This window comes from Enterobacter sp. PTB, assembly GCF_051130085.1.
Classification (GTDB): domain Bacteria; phylum Pseudomonadota; class Gammaproteobacteria; order Enterobacterales; family Enterobacteriaceae; genus Enterobacter; species Enterobacter ludwigii.
Map to the genome: position 1 here is coordinate 74,593 of NZ_JBDKEE010000014.1, position 23,967 is coordinate 98,559.

Annotated in this window: 25 protein-coding genes; 13 read left to right on the top strand and 12 right to left on the bottom strand. The window is 57.4% G+C overall.

What is annotated here, in order from left to right; translation table 11 throughout:
• Positions 1-69 precede the first annotated feature (69 nt).
• Entirely contained in the window at positions 70-495 is a 426-nt protein-coding gene (locus AAIR21_RS17490) for a hypothetical protein (protein ID WP_434681747.1), read from the bottom strand.
• A gap of 228 nt (positions 496-723) precedes the next feature.
• The gene (locus AAIR21_RS17495; RefSeq protein ID WP_020883824.1) at positions 724-1,131 is read right to left on the bottom strand and encodes a MarR family winged helix-turn-helix transcriptional regulator; all 408 of its coding nucleotides are present in this window, start codon (positions 1,129-1,131) and stop codon (positions 724-726) included.
• Between the two features lie 171 nt (positions 1,132-1,302).
• On the opposite strand from AAIR21_RS17495, the gene AAIR21_RS17500 reads away from it, so the two are divergent.
• Genes AAIR21_RS17500 through AAIR21_RS17510 form a run of 3 tightly spaced genes read left to right on the top strand, consistent with a single transcriptional unit; the run spans position 1,303 to position 3,569 of the window.
• A complete protein-coding gene (locus tag AAIR21_RS17500; RefSeq protein ID WP_014171383.1) occupies positions 1,303-1,905 on the top strand; it encodes a non-oxidative hydroxyarylic acid decarboxylases subunit B in 603 nt (200 codons plus the stop codon).
• Positions 1,895-3,322: a non-oxidative hydroxyarylic acid decarboxylases subunit C gene (locus tag AAIR21_RS17505; RefSeq protein WP_014171382.1), complete on the top strand. Its 1,428-nt coding sequence runs from the start codon at positions 1,895-1,897 to the stop codon at positions 3,320-3,322. The genes AAIR21_RS17500 and AAIR21_RS17505 overlap by 11 nt, the downstream gene beginning before the upstream one ends.
• Positions 3,323-3,332: 10 nt before the next feature.
• Positions 3,333-3,569 carry a non-oxidative hydroxyarylic acid decarboxylases subunit D gene (locus AAIR21_RS17510; RefSeq protein WP_014171381.1) on the top strand — a complete coding sequence of 79 codons (237 nt, stop codon included), beginning with the start codon at positions 3,333-3,335 and terminating at the stop codon, positions 3,567-3,569.
• Between the two features lie 98 nt (positions 3,570-3,667).
• On the opposite strand, the gene mutS is transcribed toward AAIR21_RS17510, so the two are convergent.
• Both mutS and AAIR21_RS17520 read right to left on the bottom strand, forming a co-directional pair.
• Entirely contained in the window at positions 3,668-6,229 is a 2,562-nt protein-coding gene (gene mutS / locus AAIR21_RS17515; protein WP_183516679.1) for a DNA mismatch repair protein MutS, read from the bottom strand.
• 113 nt (positions 6,230-6,342) lie between these two features.
• Positions 6,343-6,573, bottom strand: a complete 231-nt coding sequence (locus AAIR21_RS17520) for a SymE family type I addiction module toxin (protein WP_020883826.1) — start codon at positions 6,571-6,573, stop codon at positions 6,343-6,345.
• 174 nt (positions 6,574-6,747) lie between these two features.
• Here AAIR21_RS17520 and AAIR21_RS17525 point away from each other — a divergent pair, with 174 nt between their 5' ends.
• On the top strand, positions 6,748-7,092 hold the full coding sequence (locus AAIR21_RS17525; protein ID WP_040018915.1) for a nitrous oxide-stimulated promoter family protein: 345 nt from the start codon (positions 6,748-6,750) through the stop codon (positions 7,090-7,092).
• Positions 7,093-7,158: 66 nt separating this feature from the next.
• On the opposite strand, the gene flhA is transcribed toward AAIR21_RS17525, so the two are convergent.
• The 6 genes from flhA to hypA form a co-directional block, all read right to left on the bottom strand.
• A complete protein-coding gene (gene flhA, locus AAIR21_RS17530) occupies positions 7,159-9,231 on the bottom strand; it encodes a formate hydrogenlyase transcriptional activator FlhA (protein WP_020883827.1) in 2,073 nt (690 codons plus the stop codon).
• Positions 9,232-9,294: 63 nt separating this feature from the next.
• A complete protein-coding gene (hypE, locus tag AAIR21_RS17535) occupies positions 9,295-10,305 on the bottom strand; it encodes a hydrogenase expression/formation protein HypE (RefSeq protein ID WP_044865615.1) in 1,011 nt (336 codons plus the stop codon).
• Positions 10,302-11,423 (bottom strand): hydrogenase formation protein HypD, encoded by a 1,122-nt coding sequence (gene hypD / locus AAIR21_RS17540; protein WP_138014125.1) that lies wholly within the window; start codon positions 11,421-11,423, stop codon positions 10,302-10,304. Before hypD ends, hypE begins: the two co-directional genes overlap by 4 nt.
• A 3-nt stretch (positions 11,424-11,426) precedes the next feature.
• Positions 11,427-11,699: a HypC/HybG/HupF family hydrogenase formation chaperone gene (locus AAIR21_RS17545; protein WP_047356672.1), complete on the bottom strand. Its 273-nt coding sequence runs from the start codon at positions 11,697-11,699 to the stop codon at positions 11,427-11,429.
• Positions 11,690-12,553 carry a hydrogenase nickel incorporation protein HypB gene (hypB, locus tag AAIR21_RS17550; RefSeq protein ID WP_032680402.1) on the bottom strand — a complete coding sequence of 288 codons (864 nt, stop codon included), beginning with the start codon at positions 12,551-12,553 and terminating at the stop codon, positions 11,690-11,692. The genes AAIR21_RS17545 and hypB overlap by 10 nt, the downstream gene beginning before the upstream one ends.
• A gap of 3 nt (positions 12,554-12,556) precedes the next feature.
• Positions 12,557-12,907, bottom strand: coding sequence for a hydrogenase maturation nickel metallochaperone HypA (gene hypA, locus AAIR21_RS17555; RefSeq protein WP_014171370.1), 351 nt, complete (start codon positions 12,905-12,907; stop codon positions 12,557-12,559).
• Between the two features lie 210 nt (positions 12,908-13,117).
• Between hypA and hycA the strand changes: the two genes are divergently transcribed.
• The 9 genes from hycA to hycI all read left to right on the top strand — a co-directional run bounded on the left by hycA (position 13,118) and on the right by hycI (position 20,981).
• The gene (gene hycA, locus AAIR21_RS17560) at positions 13,118-13,582 is read left to right on the top strand and encodes a formate hydrogenlyase regulator HycA (RefSeq protein ID WP_020883831.1); all 465 of its coding nucleotides are present in this window, start codon (positions 13,118-13,120) and stop codon (positions 13,580-13,582) included.
• A gap of 70 nt (positions 13,583-13,652) precedes the next feature.
• On the top strand, positions 13,653-14,261 hold the full coding sequence (locus AAIR21_RS17565) for a 4Fe-4S dicluster domain-containing protein (RefSeq protein ID WP_014171368.1): 609 nt from the start codon (positions 13,653-13,655) through the stop codon (positions 14,259-14,261).
• The gene (gene hycC, locus AAIR21_RS17570; RefSeq protein ID WP_138014123.1) at positions 14,258-16,072 is read left to right on the top strand and encodes a formate hydrogenlyase subunit 3; all 1,815 of its coding nucleotides are present in this window, start codon (positions 14,258-14,260) and stop codon (positions 16,070-16,072) included. Before AAIR21_RS17565 ends, hycC begins: the two co-directional genes overlap by 4 nt.
• Position 16,073: 1 nt before the next feature.
• Positions 16,074-16,997 carry a respiratory chain complex I subunit 1 family protein gene (locus tag AAIR21_RS17575; protein ID WP_014171366.1) on the top strand — a complete coding sequence of 308 codons (924 nt, stop codon included), beginning with the start codon at positions 16,074-16,076 and terminating at the stop codon, positions 16,995-16,997.
• A 15-nt stretch (positions 16,998-17,012) separates the two neighbouring features.
• Positions 17,013-18,722 (top strand): formate hydrogenlyase subunit HycE, encoded by a 1,710-nt coding sequence (gene hycE / locus AAIR21_RS17580; protein WP_020883834.1) that lies wholly within the window; start codon positions 17,013-17,015, stop codon positions 18,720-18,722.
• A gap of 94 nt (positions 18,723-18,816) precedes the next feature.
• Complete coding sequence (locus AAIR21_RS17585) at positions 18,817-19,359, top strand: formate hydrogenlyase complex iron-sulfur subunit (RefSeq protein ID WP_014171363.1); 543 nt, start codon at positions 18,817-18,819, stop codon at positions 19,357-19,359.
• Positions 19,359-20,126 carry an NADH-quinone oxidoreductase subunit B family protein gene (locus AAIR21_RS17590; protein WP_014171362.1) on the top strand — a complete coding sequence of 256 codons (768 nt, stop codon included), beginning with the start codon at positions 19,359-19,361 and terminating at the stop codon, positions 20,124-20,126. Before AAIR21_RS17585 ends, AAIR21_RS17590 begins: the two co-directional genes overlap by 1 nt.
• Entirely contained in the window at positions 20,123-20,533 is a 411-nt protein-coding gene (locus AAIR21_RS17595) for a formate hydrogenlyase maturation HycH family protein (RefSeq protein ID WP_047956020.1), read from the top strand. The genes AAIR21_RS17590 and AAIR21_RS17595 overlap by 4 nt, the downstream gene beginning before the upstream one ends.
• Complete coding sequence (gene hycI / locus AAIR21_RS17600) at positions 20,526-20,981, top strand: hydrogenase maturation peptidase HycI (RefSeq protein WP_183516678.1); 456 nt, start codon at positions 20,526-20,528, stop codon at positions 20,979-20,981. Before AAIR21_RS17595 ends, hycI begins: the two co-directional genes overlap by 8 nt.
• Before the next feature lie 87 nt (positions 20,982-21,068).
• Here hycI and AAIR21_RS17605 read toward each other — a convergent pair whose 3' ends face one another.
• A complete protein-coding gene (locus tag AAIR21_RS17605; RefSeq protein ID WP_020883838.1) occupies positions 21,069-22,493 on the bottom strand; it encodes a 6-phospho-beta-glucosidase in 1,425 nt (474 codons plus the stop codon).
• An 18-nt stretch (positions 22,494-22,511) separates the two neighbouring features.
• Positions 22,512-23,963, bottom strand: coding sequence for a PTS cellobiose/arbutin/salicin transporter subunit IIBC (gene ascF, locus AAIR21_RS17610; protein WP_138014121.1), 1,452 nt, complete (start codon positions 23,961-23,963; stop codon positions 22,512-22,514).
• Between the last annotated feature and the right edge of the window lie 4 nt (positions 23,964-23,967).

Here is a 23,967-nt window from a genome sequence, read left to right on the forward strand (position 1 = left end):
GTGCAACATTGTATTGCGATGTACATCACTAATGCATGTTTCTGTTGGAATGAAAAATTCAGGAATTAATTAATAAGTCTCGCCGTTTGGCTTAGTTATGTTTTTTTTGATGTATGGAATAATGTCCTTACATCCGTCTAATGTCATATTGGTGTCAGTAGAGAACCACCCGGATACCAAGTCATATCCCTGCTGATACCTCACATAGCGCTTCAACCAAACAATGAAGTAGTTTTGGTTCTTGTCATCAGCAACCGCCCTTGCTTTCTCAATAATTTCCTGAGAGATCTGTTGTATTTTATCTTGTTCTTTTTGGCTAATGTCGTCGTCAGATAGTGCGGAATGTTCGAGACATGATTCAGCTATTCCTAAATGGTAGTAATAGCCGGTATTCCACATAATTTCATCTTTTGATGTGTTTAAAATGGCCTCATCTCTTGAATAGCAGGTGTGTGACATGCTAACGAGGACGGCAGCGGTTAGAATTTTTTTCATTAGATCACCTCAGTAGAATTCAACTAGCGGCGATACTGTCAACGGTAAACCATTGCCTTCAACCTCATATTCTTACATGACCTTTATTTGTGATTTATTCTGCACAGTGCAGAATGGCTAATTTTCAGGCCCTTCCGTTGTGCAGAATATACTGCAAAACAGTGCGAAATTTTTCGCCGCGCTACAGAAAGTGCGCACCTTTATCGACTTTATGCGCACCCGGGTTAACTAGTCGCGCATCATTTTTTTGACGAGTGCGGAGAATTGCGCCCGCTCGTCGTTGCTCAGCCGCCCTAAAAACGCCTCATCCACGTCATTGCCGAGCGGTTTACAGCTGGCAAGCAGCGCTTCACCTTCCGGCGTCAGGAAGACGAAACGACGACGCTTGTCGGCCGGATCGTGCTCGCGTTTTACCAGTCCACGCGCCTCCATGCGGCTCAGCATCTCCGCGAGCGTCGCCTTTGTGCTGACCGCCACTTCTGTCAGAGCAACTTGCTCAATCCCCGGGTTTTCGGCAATGGATCGCAATACCGCGTACTGCGGTTTGGTCAGTTCCGGCAATGCATGTTGCCAACGGGCAGTATGCTGTTGAAAAAGCTGGCGTAACAGGTGAAACGCCTCTTGTCTCAGTTCCATGAACACTCCGACGAAAAATTCTCTCCCTATGATAGCCGCTCTTGCCCAGGATTTTAACGCGGCAATTTTTAGCAATTAATGTGATCGTGTACGAACAATATTGTCAGAAACAGGATCCGGGAGTAACGTATTTAATATGTTCGTATGCGAACGAATTGATTGAGGTGCTGAATGAGATTGATAGTTGGAATGACGGGCGCAACGGGAGCGCCGCTGGGCGTAGCGTTGCTGCAGGCATTACGTGACATGCCGGAGGTGGAGACCCATCTGGTCATGTCGAAATGGGCAAAAACCACCATTGAGCTGGAGACACCCTACACCGCACAGGATGTGGCTGCGCTGGCCGATGTTGTCCACAGCCCGGCCGATCAGGCTGCCACTATCTCATCCGGCTCGTTTCGCACCGACGGCATGATCGTCATTCCCTGCAGTATGAAAACCCTGGCAGGCATTCGCGCAGGCTACGCCGAAGGACTGGTGGGCCGTGCGGCAGATGTGGTGCTGAAAGAGGGGCGCAAACTGGTGCTGGTTCCTCGTGAAACCCCGCTCAGCACCATTCATCTCGAGAATATGCTCGCACTGTCCCGTATGGGCGTGGCAATGGTGCCGCCGATGCCCGCGTATTACAACCACCCGCAGACCGCCGACGATATCACCCATCACATTGTGACCCGCGTGCTCGACCAGTTTGGTCTGGAGCACAAAAAAGCGCGCCGCTGGAACGGGTTGCGGGAAGCAAAACATTTTTCACAGGAGAATAAAGATGGCATTTGATGATTTGAGAAGCTTCCTGCAGGCGCTCGATGAGCAAGGGCAACTGCTAAAAATTGAAGAAGAGGTGAATGCAGAACCGGACCTGGCCGCGGCAGCCAATGCCACAGGCCGTATTGGTGACGGCGCACCGGCGCTGTGGTTCGATAATATTCGCGGGTTTACCGATGCCCGGGTGGTAATGAACACCATTGGTTCATGGCAGAATCACGCCATTTCTATGGGACTGCCCGCGAACACCCCCGTCAAAAAACAGATTGATGAGTTTATTCGCCGCTGGGATAAATTCCCCGTCACGCCAGAGCGCCGTGCAGATCCCGCCTGGGCTCAAAATACGGTGGAGGGTGAAGGCATTAACCTTTTCGACATCCTGCCGCTGTTCCGTCTGAACGACGGTGACGGCGGTTTTTACCTCGACAAAGCGTGCGTCGTTTCGCGCGATCCGCTTGATGCGGATAACTTCGGCAAGCAGAACGTCGGTATCTATCGCATGGAAGTGAAGGGAAAACGCAAGCTGGGTCTGCAACCGGTTCCGATGCACGATATCGCCCTGCATTTGCATAAAGCGGAAGAGCGCGGTGAAGATCTGCCGGTCGCGATTACGCTTGGCAATGATCCGATTATTACACTTATGGGCGCGACGCCGCTGAAATACGATCAATCTGAGTATGAGATGGCCGGTGCGCTGCGCGAAAGCCCCTATCCCATTGCGACGGCACCGCTGACCGGCTTTGATGTACCGTGGGGATCTGAAGTCATTCTGGAAGGGGTGATTGAAGGCCGCAAGCGCGAAATCGAAGGACCCTTTGGTGAGTTTACCGGGCACTACTCTGGTGGCCGTAACATGACGGTGGTGCGTATTGATAAAGTGTCTTACCGCACAAAACCCATTTTTGAATCCCTCTACCTCGGCATGCCGTGGACCGAAATTGACTACCTGATGGGCCCGGCTACCTGTGTACCGCTCTACCAGCAGCTGAAAGCAGAATTTCCGGAAGTGCAGGCGGTCAATGCCATGTATACACACGGTTTGCTGGCGATTATCTCCACCAAAAAACGCTACGGTGGCTTTGCCCGCGCAGTCGGCTTACGTGCTATGACCACGCCGCACGGCCTGGGCTACGTGAAGATGGTGATTATGGTGGATGAAGACGTTGACCCGTTCAACCTGCCGCAGGTGATGTGGGCGCTGTCCTCGAAGGTGAACCCGGCGGGCGATCTGGTGCAGTTGTCGAATATGTCGGTGCTTGAACTGGACCCGGGCTCCAGCCCGGCAGGCATTACCGACAAACTGATTATTGATGCCACCACGCCTGTTGCACCCGACAACCGGGGCCACTTCAGCCAGCCGGTACAGGATTTACCTGAAACCAAGGCCTGGGCCGAAAAACTGACTGCGATGCTGGCTGCACGCCAATAAGGAGGAAAAGATGATATGTCCACGTTGTGCTGATGAGCATATTGAGGTGATGGCAACATCACCGGTGAAAGGGGTCTGGACTGTCTATCAGTGCCAGCATTGTCTGTATACCTGGCGTGACACGGAGCCGCTACGCCGGACCCACCGCGATCATTATCCGCAAGCGTTTCGCATGACGCAGAAGGATATCGATGACGCACCACAGGTGCCGACGATCCCGCCGTTACTGGCCGACGATAAGCGCTAAAAAAAAGCCGGGAGGCGGTTTCGCCTTACCCGGCCTGTTTGTTTCAGATACCGCTACTTCCCGGCAGGCCCGGTAAGCATTGCGCCACCGGGTGCAGACTACACCAGGCTTTTCAGGCGATAAATCCACTCCAGCGCCTGACGCGGCGTGAGCGAGTCCGGATCGAGATTTTCCAGTGCCTCAACGGCCGGTGACGTCTCTTCTGCCGGGGCTAGCAATGACATTTGCGTGCCATCAATCTGCGTGGCCGCGGCATTCGGTGACAGGCTCTCCAGCTCACGCAATTTCTGGCGCGCACGTTTGATCACCTCTTTTGGAACCCCCGCCAGCGCGGCCACGGCCAGGCCATAGCTCTTGCTCGCGGCACCATCCTGTACGGTGTGCATAAAGGCGATGGTATCGCCGTGTTCCAGCGCATCGAGGTGGACGTTTGCCACGCCTTCCATCTTTTCTGGCAACTGTGTCAGCTCGAAATAGTGGGTTGCGAACAGCGTCATTGCCTTGATCTTATTGGCAAGGTTTTCAGCGCAGGCCCATGCCAGTGACAGACCATCATAGGTTGATGTTCCGCGCCCGACTTCATCCATCAATACCAGGCTGTATTCGGTCGCGTTATGCAGAATATTGGCGGTTTCGGTCATCTCCACCATAAAGGTTGAGCGGCCGCTGGCCAGATCGTCCGCTGCCCCGACACGGGTAAAGATACGGTCGATAGGGCCAATCTCCACTTTTTGCGCAGGAACGTAGCTGCCGATATAGGCGAGCAGAGCGATAAGCGCTGTCTGGCGCATATAGGTACTTTTACCGCCCATGTTTGGACCGGTAATGATCAGCATTCTTCTCTGCGGCGACAGGCTTAGCGGGTTAGCGATGAACGGCTCGTTCAGCACCCGTTCCACAACCGGATGACGGCCTTCGGTGATGCGAATACCGGGTTTATCGGTAAAGGTCGGGCAGGTGTAGTTCAGCGTTTCAGCGCGTTCTGCCAGGTTGACCAGCACGTCCAGCTCTGCCAGTGCGCTGGCGCTTGACTGCAGGTCTGCAAGGTGCGGCATCAGCATGTCGAACAGCTCTTCATACAGCTGTTTCTCCAGCGCCAGCGCCTTGCCTTTCGAGGTGAGAACTTTGTCCTCATACTCTTTCAGTTCAGGGATAATGTAACGCTCAGCGTTTTTCAGCGTCTGGCGGCGCACGTAGTGGATGGGGGCCAGATGGCTTTGTCCACGGCTGATCTGAATGTAGTAACCGTGAACCGCGTTATAGCCCACTTTGAGGGTATCGAGCCCAAGGCGTTCGCGCTCGCGAATTTCCAGCTTATCCAGGTAGTCCGTGGCACCGTCGGCCAGCGCACGCCATTCATCCAGCTCTTCGTTGTAGCCCGGGGCAATTACGCCGCCGTCACGCACCAAAACCGGAGGTGCGTCAATAATGGCGCGTTCGAGCAGCTCGCGCAGCTCGCTAAATTCACCCATGGTTTCACGCAGTTTCTGCACCGGCGCGCTATCCACTTCGGCGAGCAGGCTGCGCAATTCCGGCAACTGCTGGAAGGCATGACGCATGCGGGCGAGGTCGCGCGGACGTGCCGTACGCAGCGCCAGACGCGCAAGAATACGTTCCAGATCGCCGACCTGACGCAGCACGGGCTGCAGTTCACTGTAGCGATCCTGCAACGCGGCAATCGTCTGCTGACGACAGGTAAGCGTGTCGGTATCGCGAATGGGCATATGCAGCCAGCGTTTTAACATACGGCTGCCCATCGGCGTCACCGTGCTGTCGAGGACGGAAGCGAGGGTGTTTTCCACGCCTCCGGCCAGATTCTGGGTGATCTCCAGATTTCGCCGCGTCGCGGCATCCATAATGATGCTGTCCTGCTGACGCTCCATCGTGATCGAGCGGATATGCGGCAGGGTGGTGCGCTGAGTATCTTTGACGTACTGCAGCAGGCAACCCGCGGCACACAGTCCGCGCGGGGCGTTTTCCACACCAAAGCCAATCAGATCGCGGGTGCCAAACTGCAGATTCAACTGCTGGCGCGCGGTATCAATTTCGAACTCCCACAGCGGACGACGGCGCAGACCACGGCGGCCTTCAATCAGCGCCATCTCGGCAAAATCTTCGGCATAGAGCAGTTCTGCCGGGTTCGTGCGCTGCAATTCAGCCGCCATCGTTTCACGATCTGTCGGTTCGCTCAGACGAAAACGTCCGGAGCTGATATCCAGCGTCGCATAACCGAAACCTTTGCCGTCCTGCCACAGTGCCGCCAGCAGGTTATCCTGGCGCTCCTGCAGCAGGGCTTCGTCGCTGATCGTACCAGGCGTGACGATGCGCACGACTTTGCGCTCAACCGGCCCTTTTGATGTTGCCGGATCGCCGATCTGTTCGCAGATGGCGACTGACTCACCCTGATTCACCAGTTTCGCAAGGTAGTTTTCTACCGCGTGATGCGGAATACCGGCCATGGGAATGGGCTCGCCTGCAGATGCGCCACGCCGGGTCAGCGAGATGTCGAGCAGCTGCGACGCACGTCTGGCATCGTCATAAAATAGCTCGTAAAAATCGCCCATACGGTAGAACAGCAAGATTTCCGGATGCTGTGCTTTCAGCTTCAGGTACTGCTGCATCATCGGCGTATGTGCGTCGAAATTGTCGATTGTGCTCATGGAGTTATGATGTCCATTTCTTTGAAAATAATACGCTTTGGGCGGCTCAGTGGCCGTTAGTTCCTTCTATTGTCGCATGAAAAAAAGGTACGGCGCAGAAAAATGTCGCGGCTTTACGAGGTGCCTTCCTGCACTAACTCAATGACAATTTTTCCATGCTCAACACCCACTCTGACCTGCGAATGGGTGGTAAACCCCGCTTTTTCAAGCCAGTCGCCCTTTAAGCTCAGCGCCGCATGCACGCTGTAGCGTTTGGGTATCTTGGTGTTACGGTCTTCATGACGCTTTCTGAAATACCCCACTTTCAAATGACGATAGGATTTGGTGATAGCGATCTCGTGCATACGGCCTCCGGACAACGTGGACAAGGGTCATTCCTGATGCTGTATAAAATACCAGTGATTTACTGCAGGCGTGGGCTTAATACTGGAATCAGCCTTCAGAAAACAGAATGCAACACCTGAAATCAGTATCTGAAAGGCGTATTATAAATGCACTTTATTATCTGGTGAGCCGTTATGTCCGGAAAACGCATTACACGTGAGAAAGAGACGATCGCGAAAATGATCGCGCTGTATGAAACACAGTGTCCCCAGGCTTCGCAGGAAGAGGGGCATTATCAGGCGCTGAAAGCGTATGCCAATAAGCGCCTGGATAAATGCGTTTTTGGTGAGGAAAAACCCGCCTGTAAACAGTGCCCCGTTCACTGCTATCAGCCTGCCAGGCGCGAAGAGATGAAGCAGGTGATGCGCTGGGCTGGCCCACGTATGTTATGGCGTCATCCCATCCTGACGGTACGCCACCTGATGGATGACCGTCGCCCGGTACCGGAATTACCGGAAAAGTATCGCCCGAAAAAGTAACCGTTCAGGCGCTTCGCTGACAACCGTATCCCAACGCCTGCATGCGGGATCTCAGCCAGAATGACGCTACACCAGGCTCTCTTTATCAATCCCGAGACGTTTCATCCGCGAGAGCAGCGTGGTGCGTTTTAGCCCCAGTCGCTGGGCGGCACCTTTCGGTCCGGCCACGACACCGTTAGTTTCTTTCAGCACGCGCATGATCAGCTGATATTCGTCTTCACCTTCCTGCGCCACGTCGGTGGCTGTAACCGGGGTTTCGGGCAGGGAAACTTCGGGCAGGGAGAGTTGCAGTACGTTACCGCGCGTCAGCAATACCGCACGTTCAATGACGTTTTCCAGTTCACGGACGTTACCCGGCCACTCCATCGAGGAGAGGGTACGTAGCGTCTCGGCGGGGATACTGTCGATGTTGCGGCCCATCCGGCGGGCTATTTTGGCGGTAAACGCTTTGACCAGCAGAGGGATATCTTCCGGCCGTTCACGCAGGGGCGGCAGGCAGATTGGGAAGACGTTCAGGCGATAATAGAGGTCGCTTCGAAACTCGCGGTCGGCGACCATTTTTTTCAGATCGCGGTTGGTGGCGGCAATGAGCCGCACGTCAGTCTGGATAAGTTTGTTACTGCCAAGACGTTCAAACTCCTGCTCCTGCAGGACGCGCAGCAGTTTGGGCTGCAACTCCAGAGGCATGTCACCCACTTCATCAAGGAACAACGAGCTTTTGTCCGCCAGCTCGAAACGGCCCAGGCGCTGGCTGCTGGCACCGGTAAACGCGCCGCGTTCGTGGCCAAAGAGATCGCTTTCCAGCAGGCCTGCGGGCATAGCGGCGCAGTTCATCTTCACCATGCGGCGGCTGTTACGGTTGCTGAGGTTGTGGATCGCACGGGCAATCAGCTCTTTACCGGTGCCGGTTTCACCGAGGATCAGCACCGTACTGTCACTTTGCGCCACCATCTCCACCTGTTTCAGCACGCTGTACATGGCATCGCTGCGGCCGATGATTTCGCCAAACTCGCTGTCCACGTTATTGAGCTGTTCCGTCAGCGCCAGGTTTTCATCCACCAGCCGTTCTTTCAGACGGTGGATCTCCTGATAGGCCAGCGCGTTATCCAGTGCGATGGAGATACGCTCGGCAATCTGGCGCAGCAGTTTCAGGTTGGCGGTGGTAAAGACGCCCTCTTCACACTGCGCCAGCTTCAGGACACCAAGCATAGTATTGCCGGACATCAGCGGCAGCAGGCACAGCGTCTGGATTTTATTCCCCCAGGTGTTAAACAGCATCCGCTCATAAGGCGCGAGCGCATCCTGCTCGTTGAGATTGAGCAGCAGGATCTCTTTGCTTTTAAATACCCGCTCAGAGAGCGTGCCCGCCTCATCCACTTCACTCTGTTCGTGGGCGGGGTTTGCCTCATCAAGATAGTGGGTGGAGTAGATGTTCAGCTTGCCTTTCCGGTGCCCCCGGAGCGCAATACTGATGGCGTCGATTTTGAAATAGTGGTGGATCTCTTTTGAGACTTCGCTGACCAGCTCATCCATATCGAGGCGCGAAAGCACCGCGTTGGTGATGGCCACCAGGATCCGGAAATTGTCACGTTCGCGGCTCAGCAGGTCGTAATCCACATTATTGGTGACGCGGCTTTGAATTTGCTCTGCGACCACGGCCACAATCTGGGTGAAGGTGTGCAGACGCTCGTATTCCGCCTCGCTCCACGGCTGGTCGGTGTGACGAATAAACTCGCAGCCGCCGAAGATATGCCCTTCCACCGCCAGTGGCAGCAGGCTGTAGTGGCCGAAAGGCGGGTATAACTGACTCTGCGCCAGCATCGGCCACGCTTCGCGGAATTCCTCAAAATTGCAGTGCAGCGCCTCCGGGCGGGAAAGAATACGCCGGACAGGACCATGAGCGAGGTAGGTTTCATCCTCGTACTCAAACGCTTTGCCATTGTCGCGCGTTGAATAGTAGCTCGCGCGATGGCTTGCGCTATGCCAGAGCACAATTGCGGCGCTGTCTGCCAGCGCTGATTGCCTGACCAGCCGCGTCAGGGCATCGCTCAGCGCGCCAAGATCGGGCTGCTGTAAAAGTGTGCGCGTAATGTCAAACAGGCCCTGCTGTCCAAGATCGCTCATCGGTGTATACGGCATATTGCTTTCCAATAGAAACTGGCAAAAAAGAGAAAGTCAGTGCTGACCGCTTTTGGCGCGGTTCTAGCAAATGCGGGGTAAAGGTTCCGCGTGCGGCAGATCCAGCGTACGCTTGACGCCATACAGCCCGGTCAGGCGCACCCCTTTGCGCTCAACCACTTCACCAATCAGCGCGGCCTCTTTCCCGAAAGGATGTGCCCGCAGCTGTTCAAGTACGGATTCGGCCGCCGCACGCTCCACGCCAATGACCAGCTTGCCTTCATTTGCAAAGTTTAGCGGGTCGAGCCCGAGGAGTTCGCACAAGCCGCGAACGGCAGGCTTAACGGGCAGCGCGCGTTCAGTGAGTTCAATACCCAGACCGCAGCGTGCCGCGAACTCATGTACCACGGCGTTAACCCCGCCGCGGGTCGCATCGCGCAGGGCTTTCACGCCTGGAAGGGAACGCAGGGTCTGGATAAGCGGGGTCAGTACCGCGCAATCACTGCGTAATTCTCCGTCCAGCCCCAGGCCTTCACGCAGGTTCAGGATCGTCGCCCCGTGGCAGCCCAGCGATCCGCTGACGATCAGCACGTCGCCGACGGCAAGCTGCTGCGCGCCCCAGTGAATGTCGGCAGGGATCGCCCCCATGCCGGCGGTATTGATGAACAGTTTGTCGGCTGCGCCACGCTGGACCACTTTGGTGTCGCCGGTGACGATGGCGATACCCGCCTCGCGTGCCGTGTGCGCCATGCTGCTGACGACCGCAGAGAGCGTCTCCATCGGCAGCCCCTCTTCAAGGATAAAGCCGCAGGAGAGAAAGCGCGGAACAGCGCCGCTGACGGCCACGTCGTTTGCCGTGCCGCAGACCGCGAGCTTGCCGATATCGCCGCCCGGGAAGAACAGCGGGTCAATCACGTAGCTGTCGGTGGAAAAGGCCAGCCTGTCGCCCTGCGCGGTCAGGGTGGAGAGGTCAATGCGGGCCTGATCCTCCTGTTCCGCCAGCCAGGGGTTATCAAACGCGTCCATAAACAGACGGTTAATCAGCTGCTGCATCGCCAGGCCGCCGCTGCCGTGTGCCATTTCAACCGTATTCATGCTTCAGACTCCTGATTGCGATACTGATACCACGCGGCACACGCCCCTTCGGAAGAGACCATCAGCGCGCCAAAAGCCGTTTGCGGGTTACAGGTGTTGCCAAATAACGGGCAGTGATGGGGTTTGCATTTACCGGTGAGCACTTCGCCACAGCGGGCCCGCGGATCGTCACACACCTGTTGCGGCTGCGGGCGGAAGTGGGCTTCGGCGTCGAACGACCGGTAGGCTGGCGTCAGGCGCACGCCGGACTCTGCAATCAGCCCCAGACCACGCCATTCGCTGTCGCCCTCGACGCTAAATACCTCGGCTATCGCCTGCTGGGCCACCACATTTCCACTGTCGGGGACGACACGGCGGTACTGATTTTCTACTGCACTCTGGGCTGCTATTTTCTGCTCAACCAGCATGGTCACGCCTTGCAGTAGATCAAGAGGTTCGAAACCAGCCACCACTAAAGGCCGTTCGAACTGTTCAGCGATAAAGCCGTAGGCCGCCGTCCCGATAACCATGCTGACATGGCCCGGCGCCAGAAAAGCGTCAATTCCGTTGTCCGGCTCTTCAAGCAGGCTGCGTAACGTCGGGATGAGCGTAATGTGCTGGCAAAAAAAGAAAAAGTTATCAATGTTGCGGGCTTTGGCCTGCTGCAGCGTGATGGCCGTGGCGGGCATGGTGGTTTCAAAACCAAGCCCGAAAAAGACGACCTTGCGACCGGGGTTATGGGTGGCCAGCGTCAGGGCGTCCATCGGCGAGTACACGATCCTGATATCCGCGCCCTGGGCTTTTGCCTGCAGCAGCGAGCCGTTTTTGCCCGGCACGCGCATCGCATCGCCAAAGGTACAGAAAATCACGTCAGGCTGGTGGGCTATCTCAAGGCAGGCGTCGATGCGTCCCATCGGCAGGACGCACACCGGGCAGCCGGGGCCATGGATAAACTCGATGTTTTCCGGCAGAAGCTGGTCGAGGCCAAATTTAAAGATGGCATGTGTGTGCCCGCCGCAGACTTCCATAATACGCAGCGGCTTTTCGGCGGTATAGCTCAGCCGTGCCGCCCGTGTTTTCAGATGGTCAATCAGCTGCATCACCTGCTCAGGCGCGCGATATTCATCAACGTAGCGCATGGTTTACCGCTCCTCGCCGTACAGCAATGCCCCGACGTCCGGCTCCACGTCGAACATATTCTGAAGGGCAGCAAGCGTGTCGCGGGCCTCCGCTTCGTTGATGATGCTCATGGCAAACCCCACGTGCACCAGCACCCACTGACCGAGGCGTGAGGCGCCGGTTTCGTCGGTGCTGCCGACAAGCGTCAGGTCGACGTCGCGCAATATGCCACACACCTCAACGCGGGCCTGATTCCCGTCAATGGCGTGAATTTGTCCGGGGACGCCTATGCACATCGTTCGCTCTCCAGCCAGTTCAGCCAGGCGTCCATCCCGTCGCCGCGGGTGGCGGACACCAGCATGATGTCAATCTCCGGGTTCACTTCACGGGCATAGGCCATGCATTTATCCACGTCGAAATTCAGGTATGGCAGCAGGTCAACTTTGTTCAGCAACATCAGCGAAGCGGCGGCAAACATATGCGGATATTTAAGCGGCTTGTCTTCACCTTCGGTCACCGAGAGCACCGCGACCTTATGTCGCTCACCGAGATCGAAGCTGGCCGGACAGACCAGGTTGCCCACGTTCTCAATAAACAGGATGCCGTTGTCCGCCAGCGGCAAGCGCGGCGTGGCGTCGGCAATCATTTGTGCATCCAGATGGCAGCCTTTACCCGTATTAACCTGAATGGCGGGCGTGCCGGTTTCGCGTATACGCGCGGCGTCGTTCACCGTCTGCTGATCGCCTTCGATCACCGCGCAGGAGATGCGCCCGTTCAGGCGGTGGAGCGTTTGTGTCAGCAGCGTGGTTTTGCCGGAGCCGGGGCTGGAGACCAGGTTCAGGACCAGCTGTTTACGCGTGGCAAAGCGGGCGCGGTTGCGTGCTGCAATCTGGTTGTTTTTATCCAGAACGTTGATTTCCACCTCCAGCATCTGACGCTGGCTGAGCCCCGGCGCGTGGGTACCGGCGACGCCATGCCCGTAATGCAGGTCGCCCGCAGCGGAGTGTCGGGGGGCGAAGGTGATACCGGTTAATGCCGCTGCAGGACGAGGGGCAGGTGAAAAGGGTGCGGAGCGAAACGCGGCGTGAGGACGGTGTTCATCCCCTTCTATATACAGGTTGCCTTCAGCGCAACCGCAGGTACTACACATATTTTACTCCTTCTCGATTTCGAGACGTTGGATCTGCATGCCGTCATCCGCCACGATGCGAAGCTCGCTGCTCTGGCACTGCGGACAGCGCTGAACCTTCGATGAAAGCAGAGTGACGTATTGCTGACACTGCGCGCACCAGCACTCCGCCTGCTGTTCTTCAATATGCAGTTCACAGCCTTCCGCCAGCGTGCCGCGGCACACCAGCTCAAAGCAGAAGGTCAGGGCGCTGGTTTCAACGCAGGAAAAGGCCCCGACCTGTAGCCAGACACCGGTGACGCGTTTTGCATTGTTTGCCCGCGCCTGCTGTTCAATTAACTCGACGGCCCGCTGGCAGAGGGTGATTTCGTGCATGACGCCTCCTCAATGAATTGCCCCGATAATGCAATAACGGTGCCAGCTTGATTTTTGTTAAGGCGTGACGATGTCAATGCTGTCGAAATGACACGTCGACACGGCGCGGTTGACACGCTTCTTTTGATTAAAATACTTAAAAATCAATGCATTAAAAACTGGCATGGAATCTGCTTAACAGCCGCTATCTCCATTAACCGGATACCTTTTATGACTATTTGGGAAATTAGCGAAAAAGCGGATTACATTGCGCAGCGCCATCAGCAGTTACAGGAGCAGTGGCACCTTTACTGCAACTCTCTGGTTCAGGGCATCACCCTGTCAAAAGCCCGTCTTCACCACGCCATGAGCTGTGCAGCGCAGGGGGATATGCGCTTTGTGCTCTTCGGCCATTTCACGATAAACGTCACCCTGGCAGACACCTTCAACAGCCACACCATCGAGTACTACGTCGAAACAAAAGAAGGTGAAAAACAGTGTATTGCGAAGGCGCAGCTGATGGCCGACGGGATGGTCGATGGTCACGTCAGTAACCGCGATCGCCAGCAGGTGCTGGAGCACTATCTGGAAAAAATCGCGCCGGTTTATAACGGCCTGTACGCCGCTGTTGAACACGATCTCCCGGTCAACCTGAAACAGCTGATGGATGGAAATACCTCAGCGAACGTGGCCTGACCATTGCGTGTCGAGAAGTGTCGACAAGACAGTTTTTCGTCAAAAATGACTATCACCAGAGGATGACCCGGTGAACCGTTTTGTAATTGCTGACTCGACGGTCTGTATTGGCTGTCGAACCTGTGAGGCGGCCTGTTCGGAAACGCACCGTCAGCACGGGCTACAGTCCATGCCGCGCTTGCGCGTCATGCGTAATGAAAAAGAGTCTGCGCCGCAGCTCTGCCACCACTGTGAAGATGCCCCCTGCGCGGGAGTCTGTCCTGTTAATGCCATCACCCGTGTCGAGGGGGCGGTGCAGCTGAATGAAAGTCTGTGCGTGAGCTGCAAACTGTGCGGCATTGCCTGCCCGTTCGGCGCGATTGAATTTTCCGGCAGCCGTCCGCTGCATATCCCGGCGAATGCCAACTCCCCGAAAGCGCCGCCAGCGCCACCTGCGCCGGCGAAGGTGAGCACGCTGCTTGACTGGGTTCCCGGCGTGCGTGCCGTTGCGGTCAAATGTGACCTGTGCAGCTTTGATGAACAAGGGCCAGCCTGTGTGCGCACCTGCCCGACGAAGGCGCTGATTCTGGTCAATATTCGCGACATCGTTCGCACCAGTAAACGTAAGCGTGAGCTGACCATTAACAGTGATTTCGGCGATCTTTCTCTGCTTCAGGCGCTGAACGAGGGGGCGAAATGAACGCGGTGATGATGATTACCAGCGCGGTGGCCTATTTTGCCGCCGCTGCTGTGTTGGCCTTGATCTTCTCTTTCCATAAAACCCTGAGCGGATGGATAGCCGGTATCGGCGGGGCGGTTGGCAGCGTGATGACGCTGGTGGCCGGTGGCCTCGTGTTAACAGGCGGACAATCTGTCGAAGCGGTGATGCCGCTGATACGGCACACCGTTGAAATTACGCCGCTGAATGCCATCTGGCTGGTGACCTTTGGTCTGTGCGGCGTGTTTATCAGCCTGTTTAATATTGACTGGCACCGCCATCAGCACACTCAGCCCAACGGTCTGCTGGTCAATCTGCTGATGGCCGCGGCGGTCTGTACCGTGACTGCCAGCAACCTCGGCGCGCTGGTGGTGATGGCCGAGATCATGGCGCTGTGCGGCGTATTCCTTACGGGCTGTAGCACCTCCGGCAAACTGTGGTTTGCGCTGGGGCGTCTTGGCACGTTGCTGCTGGCACTGGCCTGCTGGCTGGTGTGGCAGCGCTTCGGCACGCTGGACTTCTCCGCCCTTAACGGTCAGTCGCTGGGGAATGATGTCTGGCTCCTTGGCGTGATCGGCTTTGGCCTGCTGGCCGGGATTATCCCGCTGCACGGCTGGGTGCCACAGGCACATGCACATGCCTCCGCGCCTGCCGCAGCGCTCTTCTCGACGGTTGTCATGAAGGTTGGTCTGTTCGGCATTCTGACGATAACGCTCACCGGTGGGCAGCCACCGCTGTGGTGGGGCGTTGTGCTGCTGGTCGCCGGGATGATCACCGCCTTCATCGGCGGCCTGTACGCCCTGATGGAGCACAATATCCAGCGTCTGCTGGCGTACCACACCCTTGAGAACATCGGCATTATCCTGCTGGGTATTGGCGCAGGCGTTACCGGGCTGGCGCTCAATCAACCGGCGCTGATTGCGGCCGGCTTTATCGGCGGCCTGTATCACCTGATCAACCACAGCCTGTTTAAAAGCACCCTGTTCCTCGGGGCCGGTAGCGTCTGGTTCCGCACCGGTCATCGCGATATCGAAAAACTCGGCGGCATCGGCAAAAAAATGCCCGTTATCTCTCTGTGCATGCTGGTGGGGCTGATGGCAATGGCTGCGCTGCCGCCGCTGAACGGCTTTGCCGGCGAGTGGGTTATCTATCAGTCCTTCTTCGCACTCGGTCAGAGCGAGGTGTTTATCGCCCGGATGCTCGGCCCGCTGCTGGCGGTTGGGCTGGCGATAACCGGTGCGCTGGCGGTGATGTGTATGGCTAAAGTCTACGGCGTGACCTTCCTGGGTGCACCGCGCACGCGTGAGGCCGAAAACGCCTGCTGTGCACCGGCATTGATGGGGGCGAGCGTTGTCGCGCTGGCGCTGTGCTGCATCGCGGGCGGGGTAGCCGCCCCGTGGCTTCTGCCGCTGTTGGGTAACGCCATTCCTCTGCCGCTCACCACGGCGCATACCACGGTGTCCCAGCCGATGATTGCGCTGCTGCTGATTGCCGCGCCGCTGCTGCCGTTCGTGCTGATGCTGTTCTTCAGACGCGACCGCCTCTCCTCTCGATCACGCGGTACCGCCTGGGCTTGCGGTTACGCACACGAGCAATCCATGGTGATCACAGCGCACGGCTTTGCCATGCCGGTCAAAGAGAACTTTGCCGCGGTGCTGAAACTGCGGGACTGGCTTAACCCGGTGGGGTGGGTGCCGGGCTGGCAGAGCGCTGCCGTGCCCGTGCTGTTCCGCCGACTGGCGTTGATCGAGCTGGCGGTACTGGTTGTGATTGTGATTTCACGAGGAGCCTGACATGAGTCTGTTACTGGCAATACTTCAGGCGCTGGTGCTATTTGCCATGGCGCCGTTGCTCTCCGGGGTGAGCCGCGTGGCGCGTGCCCGGATGCATAACCGTCGCGGGCCTGGTGTACTCCAGGAGTACCGTGATTTGTTCAAGCTGATGGGACGTCAGAGCGTTTCCCCGGACGCGGCAGGATGGGTCTTTCGCCTGACACCGTTTGTGCTGGCTGGCGTCATGCTCACCATCGCCACGGCGTTACCGGTCGTCACCGTCGGGTCACCGCTGCCGGTGCTGGGCGATCTCATTACGCTTATCTACCTCTTCGCCATCGCGCGTTTCTTCTTCGCGATTGCCGGCCTCGATACCGGCAGCCCGTTTACCGGGATTGGTGCCAGCCGCGAGGCCATGCTCGGCGTGCTGGTTGAGCCGATCCTGCTGCTCGGCCTGTGGGTCGCTGCGCAGGTCGCGGGGTCAACCCATATTAGCTTTATCACTCATACCGTGTATCACTGGCCCGTGGACCGTTCCCTTCCGTTGCTTTTGGCGCTCTGCGCCTGCGCATTCGCGACGTTTATCGAGATGGGCAAACTGCCGTTCGACCTCGCGGAAGCGGAGCAGGAGCTGCAGGAAGGTCCGTTGACCGAGTACAGCGGTTACGGCTTTGCGGTGCTGAAATGGGGCATCAGCCTCAAACAGCTGGTGGTGCTGCAGATGTTTGTCGGTGTCTTCTTCCCGTGGGGGCAGATGACGCACTTTTCCGCGGCCGGCCTGGTGTTGGCGGTGGTCGTTGCCGCGCTCAAGCTACTTGTCGGCGTGCTGGTGATTGCCCTGTTTGAGAACAGCATGGCGCGTCTGCGTTTTGTGGCGACGTCGCGCATCACCTGGGCCGGTTTTGGTTTTGCATTTTTAGCGTTCGTCTCCTTGCTGGTGGCGTGATTAAAGAGAGTTTTTATGTCTGAAGAAAAGAAAGGTCAGCAGTATCTCGCCGCGTTGCACCAGGCCTTCCCGGGCGTGGTGCTGGAGGAGTCCTGGCAAACCAAAGACCAGATAACGGTGACCGTGAAAGTGAACTACCTGCCGGAAGTGGTGGAGTTTCTCTACTACCAGCAGGGTGGCTGGCTGTCGGTGTTGTTCGGCAACGACGAGCGTCAGCTGTGCGGAAACTATGCGGTTTACTACGTGATGTCGATGGAGCAGGGCGAGAAGTGCTGGCTCACCGTGCGTGTCGAAGTGGATCCCAACAAACCGGAATACCCGTCTGTCACCCCGCGCGTGCCCGCCGCCGTCTGGGGCGAGCGTGAAGTGCGCGATATGTATGGTCTGGTCCCGGTTGGGCTTCCGGATGAGCGCCGTCTGGTACTGCCGGACGACTGGCCAGACGAACTCTATCCCCTGCGCAAAGACAGCATGGATTACCGTCAGCGTCCGGCTCCGACCACCGACAGCGAGACTTACGCGTTCATCAATGAGCTCGGCAGCAAAAAGAACAACGTGGTGCCGATAGGCCCGCTGCACGTCACGTCTGACGAGCCGGGCCACTTCCGCCTGTTTGTCGACGGCGAGAATATTATTGATGCCGACTACCGCCTGTTCTACGTCCATCGCGGGATGGAAAAACTGGCGGAAACCCGGATGGGATATAACGAAGTGACGTTCCTCTCTGACCGCGTGTGCGGCATCTGCGGGTTTGCCCACAGTACCGCCTACACCACCTCGGTGGAGAACGGCATGGGGATTGTGGTGCCGGAACGCGCGCAGATGATCCGCGCCATCCTGCTGGAAGTGGAGCGTCTGCACTCGCACCTGCTGAACCTCGGTCTGGCCTGTCACTTTGTCGGTTTTGACTCCGGCTTTATGCAGTTTTTCCGCGTACGTGAAGCCTCCATGAAGATGGCGGAGATCCTGACCGGGGCGCGTAAAACATACGGTCTGAACCTGATCGGCGGGATTCGTCGCGATCTGCTGAAAGATGACATGATCCAGACCCGCCAGCTGGCGCAGCAGATGCGTCGCGACGTTCAGGAGCTGGTGGATATGCTGCTCAGCACGCCGAACATTGAGCAGCGTACCGTCGGTATTGGCCGGCTGGATCCGCAAATCGCCCGCGATTTCAGTAACGTTGGCCCCATGGTTCGCGCCAGCGGCCACGCCCGCGATACCCGCGCCGATCATCCGTTCGTCGGCTACGGCCTGCTGCCTATGACCGTGCACAGCGAGCAGGGTTGCGACGTTATTTCGCGTCTGAAGGTGCGTATCAACGAGGTCTTCACCGCGCTGAACATGATCGACTTCGGTCTGGATAATCTGCCGGGCGGTCCGCTGATGGTTGAGGGCTTCACCTACATTCCAAACCGCTTTGCGCTGGGGTTTGCCGAAGCCCCGCGTGGAGACGATATCCACTGGAGCATGACCGGTGACAACCAGAAGCTCTACCGCTGGCGCTGCCGTGCGGCAACCTACGCCAACTGGCCAACCCTGCGCTACATGCTGCGCGGCAATACGGTATCCGATGCGCCGCTGATCATTGGCAGCCTCGATCCGTGCTATTCCTGCACCGACCGCATGACGGTGGTGGATGTGCGCAAGAAGAAAAGCCAGGTGGTGCCATACAAAGAGCTGGAGCGCTACAGCATCGAGCGTAAGAACTCACCGCTGAAATAGGGGATTTTGTGCAGGCTGATGCCCTCACCCTGACCCTCTTTTTGATGAGAGATCCGGGGTGCGGAGCACAGGCTGCACATAAGCAGGAGTCAACATGTTTACCTTCATCAAAAAAGTGATCAAAACCGGGACGGTGACCAGTCGCTATCCGCTGGAGCCGATGCCGGTCGATAAAAACTTTCGCGGCAAGCCGGAGCACAATCCGCAACAGTGCATCGGCTGTGCTGCCTGCGTTAACGCGTGCCCGTCAAATGCCCTGACGGTGGAAACCGATCTGAAAACGGGCGAGCTGGCCTGGCAGTTCAACCTCGGGCGCTGCATTTTCTGCGGCCGCTGCGAGGAGGTTTGCCCGACGGTGGCGATCCGTCTTTCGCAGGAGTACGAGCTGGCGGTCTGGAAGAAAGAGGATTTCTTGCAGCAGTCGCGTTTCGCGCTCTGCAACTGCCGTGTCTGCAAACGCCCGTTTGCCGTACAAAAAGAGATCGACTACGCCATCGCGCTGTTGCAGCACAACGGTGATGCCCGCGCGGAGCATCATCGCGAAAGCTTTGAAACCTGCCCGGACTGCAAACGGCAGAAATGCCTGCTGCCGTCGGACCGCATCGATATTACCCGTCATATGAGAGAGGCCAGCTGATGGAAAACCTGATCGGCCCACGCGACGCTAACGGCATTCCGGTGCCGATGACGGTGGAGGAATCCATCGCCAGCATGAAGGCCTCGCTGCTGAAAAACATTAAACGTTCGGCCTATGTGTACCGCGTGGACTGCGGCGGCTGCAACGGCTGTGAGATTGAGATCTTTGCCACGCTGTCGCCCCTGTTCGACGCCGAACGCTTCGGTATTAAAGTGGTGCCTTCGCCGCGTCATGCGGACATTTTGCTGTTTACCGGTGCCGTTACCCGTGCCATGAGATCGCCAGCATTGCGTGCCTGGCAGTCCGCACCGGATCCAAAAATTTGTATCTCTTACGGTGCCTGCGGCAACAGTGGCGGCATCTTCCATGACCTGTACTGCGTCTGGGGCGGCACCGATAAAATTGTTCCGGTGGATGTCTACATTCCCGGTTGTCCGCCAACGCCTGCGGCCACGCTGTACGGTTTTGCCATGGCGCTCGGGCTGCTGGAGCAGAAAATACATGCCCGTGAACCGGGTGAGCGCGACAACCAGGCTGCCGCAATTCTGCACCCGGATATGGTGCAGCCGCTGCGCGTGAAGGTCGATCGCACGGCGCGCCGGCTCGCGGGGTATCGCTATGGTCGCCAGATTGCCGACGATTATCTGCGTCTGCTGAGTCAGGGCGATCATCAGGTCACGCGCTGGCTGGAGGCGGAAAACGATCCCCGTCTTAATGAGATCGTCGCGAACCTGAATCAGGTGGTGGAAGAGGCGCGTATCCGATGAGTGAAACGGTGGTGTTCAGTCAGCTGAGCCGTAAGTTTATTGATGAGAACGATGCCACGCCGGATGCGGCGCAGCAGGTGGTCTATTACAGCCTGGCCATTGGGCATCACCTCGGGGTGATAGATTGTCTCGAAACGGCATTAAGCTGCCCGTGGCCTGACTATCTGGCGTGGATCGCCACGCTGGCGGAGGGCAGTACGGCGCGCCGCAAAATGGAAGGCGTGCCGAAGTACGGTGAGATCGTTATCGACGCCAACCACATTGCGATGCTCGCCAGTGCTTTCGACGCCGCGCTGAGCGTGCAAACCCCGCAGCAGCAGGCCTGGAGCAAAATTTTGCTCAGCATGCTGCATGATATTCATCAGGAGAGTGCCATCTACCTGATGGTGAGGAGATTACGTGACTGATGTTTTACTGTGTGTCGGCAACAGCATGATGGGCGACGACGGCGCGGGCCCGCTGCTTGCACAAATGTGTGCCGCGCATCCGCAGGGTGAATGGGTGGTTATTGACGGCGGCAGCGCACCGGAAAACGATGTGGTGGCGATCCGTGAGCTGCACCCGGACAGGCTGCTGATTGTGGATGCAACCGATATGGGACTTAATCCGGGGGAAACCCGCCTGATTGATCCGGATGACATCGCCGAGATGTTTATGATGACCACCCACAATATGCCGCTGAACTATCTGGTCGATCAGATTAAAGACGACGTGGGTGAGGTATTGTTTCTGGGTATTCAGCCGGACATCGTTGGGTTTTATTATCCGATGACGCCGCCGGTGAAAGAGGCCGTCGAAGAGGTTTACTCCCGGCTTGCCGGATGGCATGGGGACGGCGGTTTTTCCCGACTGTGAGCAGTGCCGGGTGGTGGTAGCTTCCACCCGGCCTGGACACCTCCTCGTCCGCATCCTGTGGGAGAGGGCGGAGGAGAGAGCAACAGCCTACGCCAGATCCGCGCCGTTACTTGCAATGACCTTCTTATACCACCAGAACGATTTCTTACGCGTTCTGTCCAGCGTACCGTTGCCCGCGTCATCGCGGTCAACATAGACAAACCCGTAGCGTTTGCTCATCTCACCCGTGGATGCGGCCACCAGGTCAATACAGCCCCAGGTGGTGTAGCCCATCAGCGGCACACCGTCTTCTATGGCATCGCCCATCGCACGAATATGTTCGCGCAGGTAGCTGATACGGTAGTCGTCATTAATCTCACCGTGTTCATCCATGACGTCTTTCGCGCCGAGGCCGTTTTCCACCAGGAACAGTGGCTTCTGATAGCGGTCGTACATCATGTTCATGGTGATGCGCAGCCCCAGTGGGTCGATACCCCAGCCCCATTCGCTGACCTGGATGTGCGGGTTGCGCAGGGATTTCACTATATTCGCCGCATTGGTATTACTGGCGTTCATGTCCGCCGACGCGCAGCGCGAGGCGTAATAGCTGAACGACACAAAATCGACGGTGTTTTTCAGCAGTTCATCGTCGCCAGGGTCTTTGACAATCACCACCCCTTTTTCGCGGAACACGCGGGCAGAATAGGCCGGGTAGCTGCCGCGCGCCTGCACGTCGATAAAGAACAGGTTTTCGCGGTCTTTCTCCAGCGCCATCCACACGTCTTCCGGTTTGCAGGAGTAGGGGTAGAAGTTGCCGCCGGCCAGCATGCAGCCGACCTGGTTTTCCGGGTTGACCTCATGGGCGATTTTGGTCGCCAGCGCGCTTGCCACCAGTTCGTGATGCGCGGCCTGATATTTCACCTGATCTTCGTTCTCACCCTCTTCAAACACCAGCCCCGCGCCGGAGAACGGGCTGTGCAGCATGATGTTGATTTCGTTGAAGGTGAGCCAGTACTTCACCAGACCGTTAAATTCTTCGAAACAGGTACGGGCATAGCGGGCGAAGAAATCGACCATCTTGCGGTTGCGCCAGGATCCATACTCCGTGACCAGATGCATCGGTACGTCGAAATGGCACAGGGTGACCAACGGTTCGATGTTGTATTTTTTGCACTCTTCGAACACTGCGCGGTAGAAGGCAATCCCCTCTTTATTGGGCAGTGGCTCATCGCCGTTCGGGTAGAGGCGGCTCCAGGCAATTGAGGTACGAAATACCGTAAAGCCCATCTCCGCCATCAGGGCGATGTCTTCTTTGTAGCGATGGTAAAAATCAATCGCCTCGTGGCTCGGGTAAAACTCGTCGTCACGCAACGTAAAACGTTTTTCCTTACCGACCTTCACCGCCAGACGATTCGCGCCGTGGGGGATCATATCGACCGTCGTCAGCCCTTTGCCGCCTTCACGGTAAGCCCCTTCACTCTGGTTGGCGGCAAGCGCGCCGCCCCATAAAAATCCTTGTGGAAAAACAGACATCTTTACCTCGCTATAAATTTAGACTTGTGCTGCTTTGGCCTGAACCGGAGCGTTCTGCAGGGCGCGTGCTTTCTCAGCCTCGTCTTCGACCGGGATATCTTCAAAACCTAAAATCAGGGTCAGAACAAACGAGAGCACAACCGCCAGCGCCATGACTCCGAATACCCAGACGATGGTCATCGGGTTGGCCGGATCGAAGAACTGTACGCTGGTAAACAGCCCCGGCGCCGCCATTGAGTGGCTGGCAAGACCGGCTATGCCAGCCACTGCCCCGCAGATGAAGCCGCTGATAAGGCTCGCAATCAGCGGGCGTTTCAGACGTACCGCCACACCATAGAGGGCAGGTTCTGAAATGCCTGCCATGATGGCAGAAGCCGCTGCCGCCAGCGCCGTCTGGCGCAGTTCCGGGTTTTTCGTTTTCCACGCCACCGCCAGCGATGAACCGCCGAGCGACAGGTTGGCTCCGATTTCCGACGGCATAACCATTCCCTCTTTGCCCGTCTCGGCAATGGTCTGAATGATCGTCGGCGTAAATACGCGGTGCATCCCGGTCATCACCAGCAGCGGCCAGAGGGCGCCCATAATGGCCACGGAGAGCCAGCCCAGATAGCCGTGAATAGTGTAGACCAGCGCTGAAATCGCGCTCCCGATCCAGATCCCGAGCGGCCCTATCAGCACAATGGCGAGCGGGGCGGCAATCAGAACGATCAGCATCGGTTTAAGGAAGTTTTTCGTGACCGCCGGCGTAATACGATCAACCCAGCGTTCGATGTACGACAGGCACCAGGTCATCACCAGCGCCGGGATGACCGTGTAGGTGTATTTCACTGCCGTCACCGGAATAAAGGCGAATTCAACGTGCTCGCCCTGTGCGGCTTTCGCCATCAGTTCGATAAAGCCCGGGTGTACCAGCACGCCCGCGATGGCAATCGCCAGCGACATGTTGGTTTTGAATTTCACTGCGGCAGAGGCGGCGACCATCAGCGGCAGGAAGAAGAACGCGCCATCGCCAATCAGCGTCAGAAGGGTGAGCGTCGGTGCCCCTTTTTCCAGCGCGCCGGTCATCTCCAGGATCATTGCCAGCAGTTTGACCATTGAACCGCCGATGATTGCCGGGATCAACGGTGACATGGTGCCGATCAGCGCATCGAGGATCCCGGCACCGATGCGGCGCAGGGTCATTTTTTGCGGGCCTTCCGGTACGGCAGGCTGCAGGTCGGTGGGCAGCAGGCTCACCACTTCGCGGTAGGCCTGAGACACGGTGTTGCCAATGATCACCTGGCACTGGTTGTCGTTGCGGACCACGCCGAGCACGCCGTTAATGCTTTTCAGGCGCGGGGCATCGGTGAGGCTTTCGTCTTTGAGGACGAAACGCAGTCGCGTCATGCAGTGGGTGACGGCGACGATGTTGTCTCTGCCGCCGAGCGCGCTGACAACGTCATTCGCCAGCGCAGCGTAATTTTTGGCCATCGGA

Coding starts and splice junctions, on each gene's coding strand:
- AAIR21_RS17490 (WP_434681747.1), bottom strand. CDS start 495: ATGAAAAAAATTCTAACCGCTGCCGTCCTCGTTAGCATGTCACACACC.
- AAIR21_RS17495 (WP_020883824.1), bottom strand. CDS start 1,131: ATGGAACTGAGACAAGAGGCGTTTCACCTGTTACGCCAGCTTTTTCAA.
- AAIR21_RS17500 (WP_014171383.1), top strand. CDS start 1,303: ATGAGATTGATAGTTGGAATGACGGGCGCAACGGGAGCGCCGCTGGGC.
- AAIR21_RS17505 (WP_014171382.1), top strand. CDS start 1,895: ATGGCATTTGATGATTTGAGAAGCTTCCTGCAGGCGCTCGATGAGCAA.
- AAIR21_RS17510 (WP_014171381.1), top strand. CDS start 3,333: ATGATATGTCCACGTTGTGCTGATGAGCATATTGAGGTGATGGCAACA.
- mutS (WP_183516679.1), bottom strand. CDS start 6,229: ATGAGCACAATCGACAATTTCGACGCACATACGCCGATGATGCAGCAG.
- AAIR21_RS17520 (WP_020883826.1), bottom strand. CDS start 6,573: ATGCACGAGATCGCTATCACCAAATCCTATCGTCATTTGAAAGTGGGG.
- AAIR21_RS17525 (WP_040018915.1), top strand. CDS start 6,748: ATGTCCGGAAAACGCATTACACGTGAGAAAGAGACGATCGCGAAAATG.
- flhA (WP_020883827.1), bottom strand. CDS start 9,231: ATGCCGTATACACCGATGAGCGATCTTGGACAGCAGGGCCTGTTTGAC.
- hypE (WP_044865615.1), bottom strand. CDS start 10,305: ATGAATACGGTTGAAATGGCACACGGCAGCGGCGGCCTGGCGATGCAG.
- hypD (WP_138014125.1), bottom strand. CDS start 11,423: ATGCGCTACGTTGATGAATATCGCGCGCCTGAGCAGGTGATGCAGCTG.
- AAIR21_RS17545 (WP_047356672.1), bottom strand. CDS start 11,699: ATGTGCATAGGCGTCCCCGGACAAATTCACGCCATTGACGGGAATCAG.
- hypB (WP_032680402.1), bottom strand. CDS start 12,553: ATGTGTAGTACCTGCGGTTGCGCTGAAGGCAACCTGTATATAGAAGGG.
- hypA (WP_014171370.1), bottom strand. CDS start 12,907: ATGCACGAAATCACCCTCTGCCAGCGGGCCGTCGAGTTAATTGAACAG.
- hycA (WP_020883831.1), top strand. CDS start 13,118: ATGACTATTTGGGAAATTAGCGAAAAAGCGGATTACATTGCGCAGCGC.
- hycC (WP_138014123.1), top strand. CDS start 14,258: ATGAACGCGGTGATGATGATTACCAGCGCGGTGGCCTATTTTGCCGCC.
- AAIR21_RS17575 (WP_014171366.1), top strand. CDS start 16,074: ATGAGTCTGTTACTGGCAATACTTCAGGCGCTGGTGCTATTTGCCATG.
- hycE (WP_020883834.1), top strand. CDS start 17,013: ATGTCTGAAGAAAAGAAAGGTCAGCAGTATCTCGCCGCGTTGCACCAG.
- AAIR21_RS17585 (WP_014171363.1), top strand. CDS start 18,817: ATGTTTACCTTCATCAAAAAAGTGATCAAAACCGGGACGGTGACCAGT.
- AAIR21_RS17590 (WP_014171362.1), top strand. CDS start 19,359: ATGGAAAACCTGATCGGCCCACGCGACGCTAACGGCATTCCGGTGCCG.
- AAIR21_RS17595 (WP_047956020.1), top strand. CDS start 20,123: ATGAGTGAAACGGTGGTGTTCAGTCAGCTGAGCCGTAAGTTTATTGAT.
- AAIR21_RS17605 (WP_020883838.1), bottom strand. CDS start 22,493: ATGTCTGTTTTTCCACAAGGATTTTTATGGGGCGGCGCGCTTGCCGCC.
- ascF (WP_138014121.1), bottom strand. CDS start 23,963: ATGGCCAAAAATTACGCTGCGCTGGCGAATGACGTTGTCAGCGCGCTC.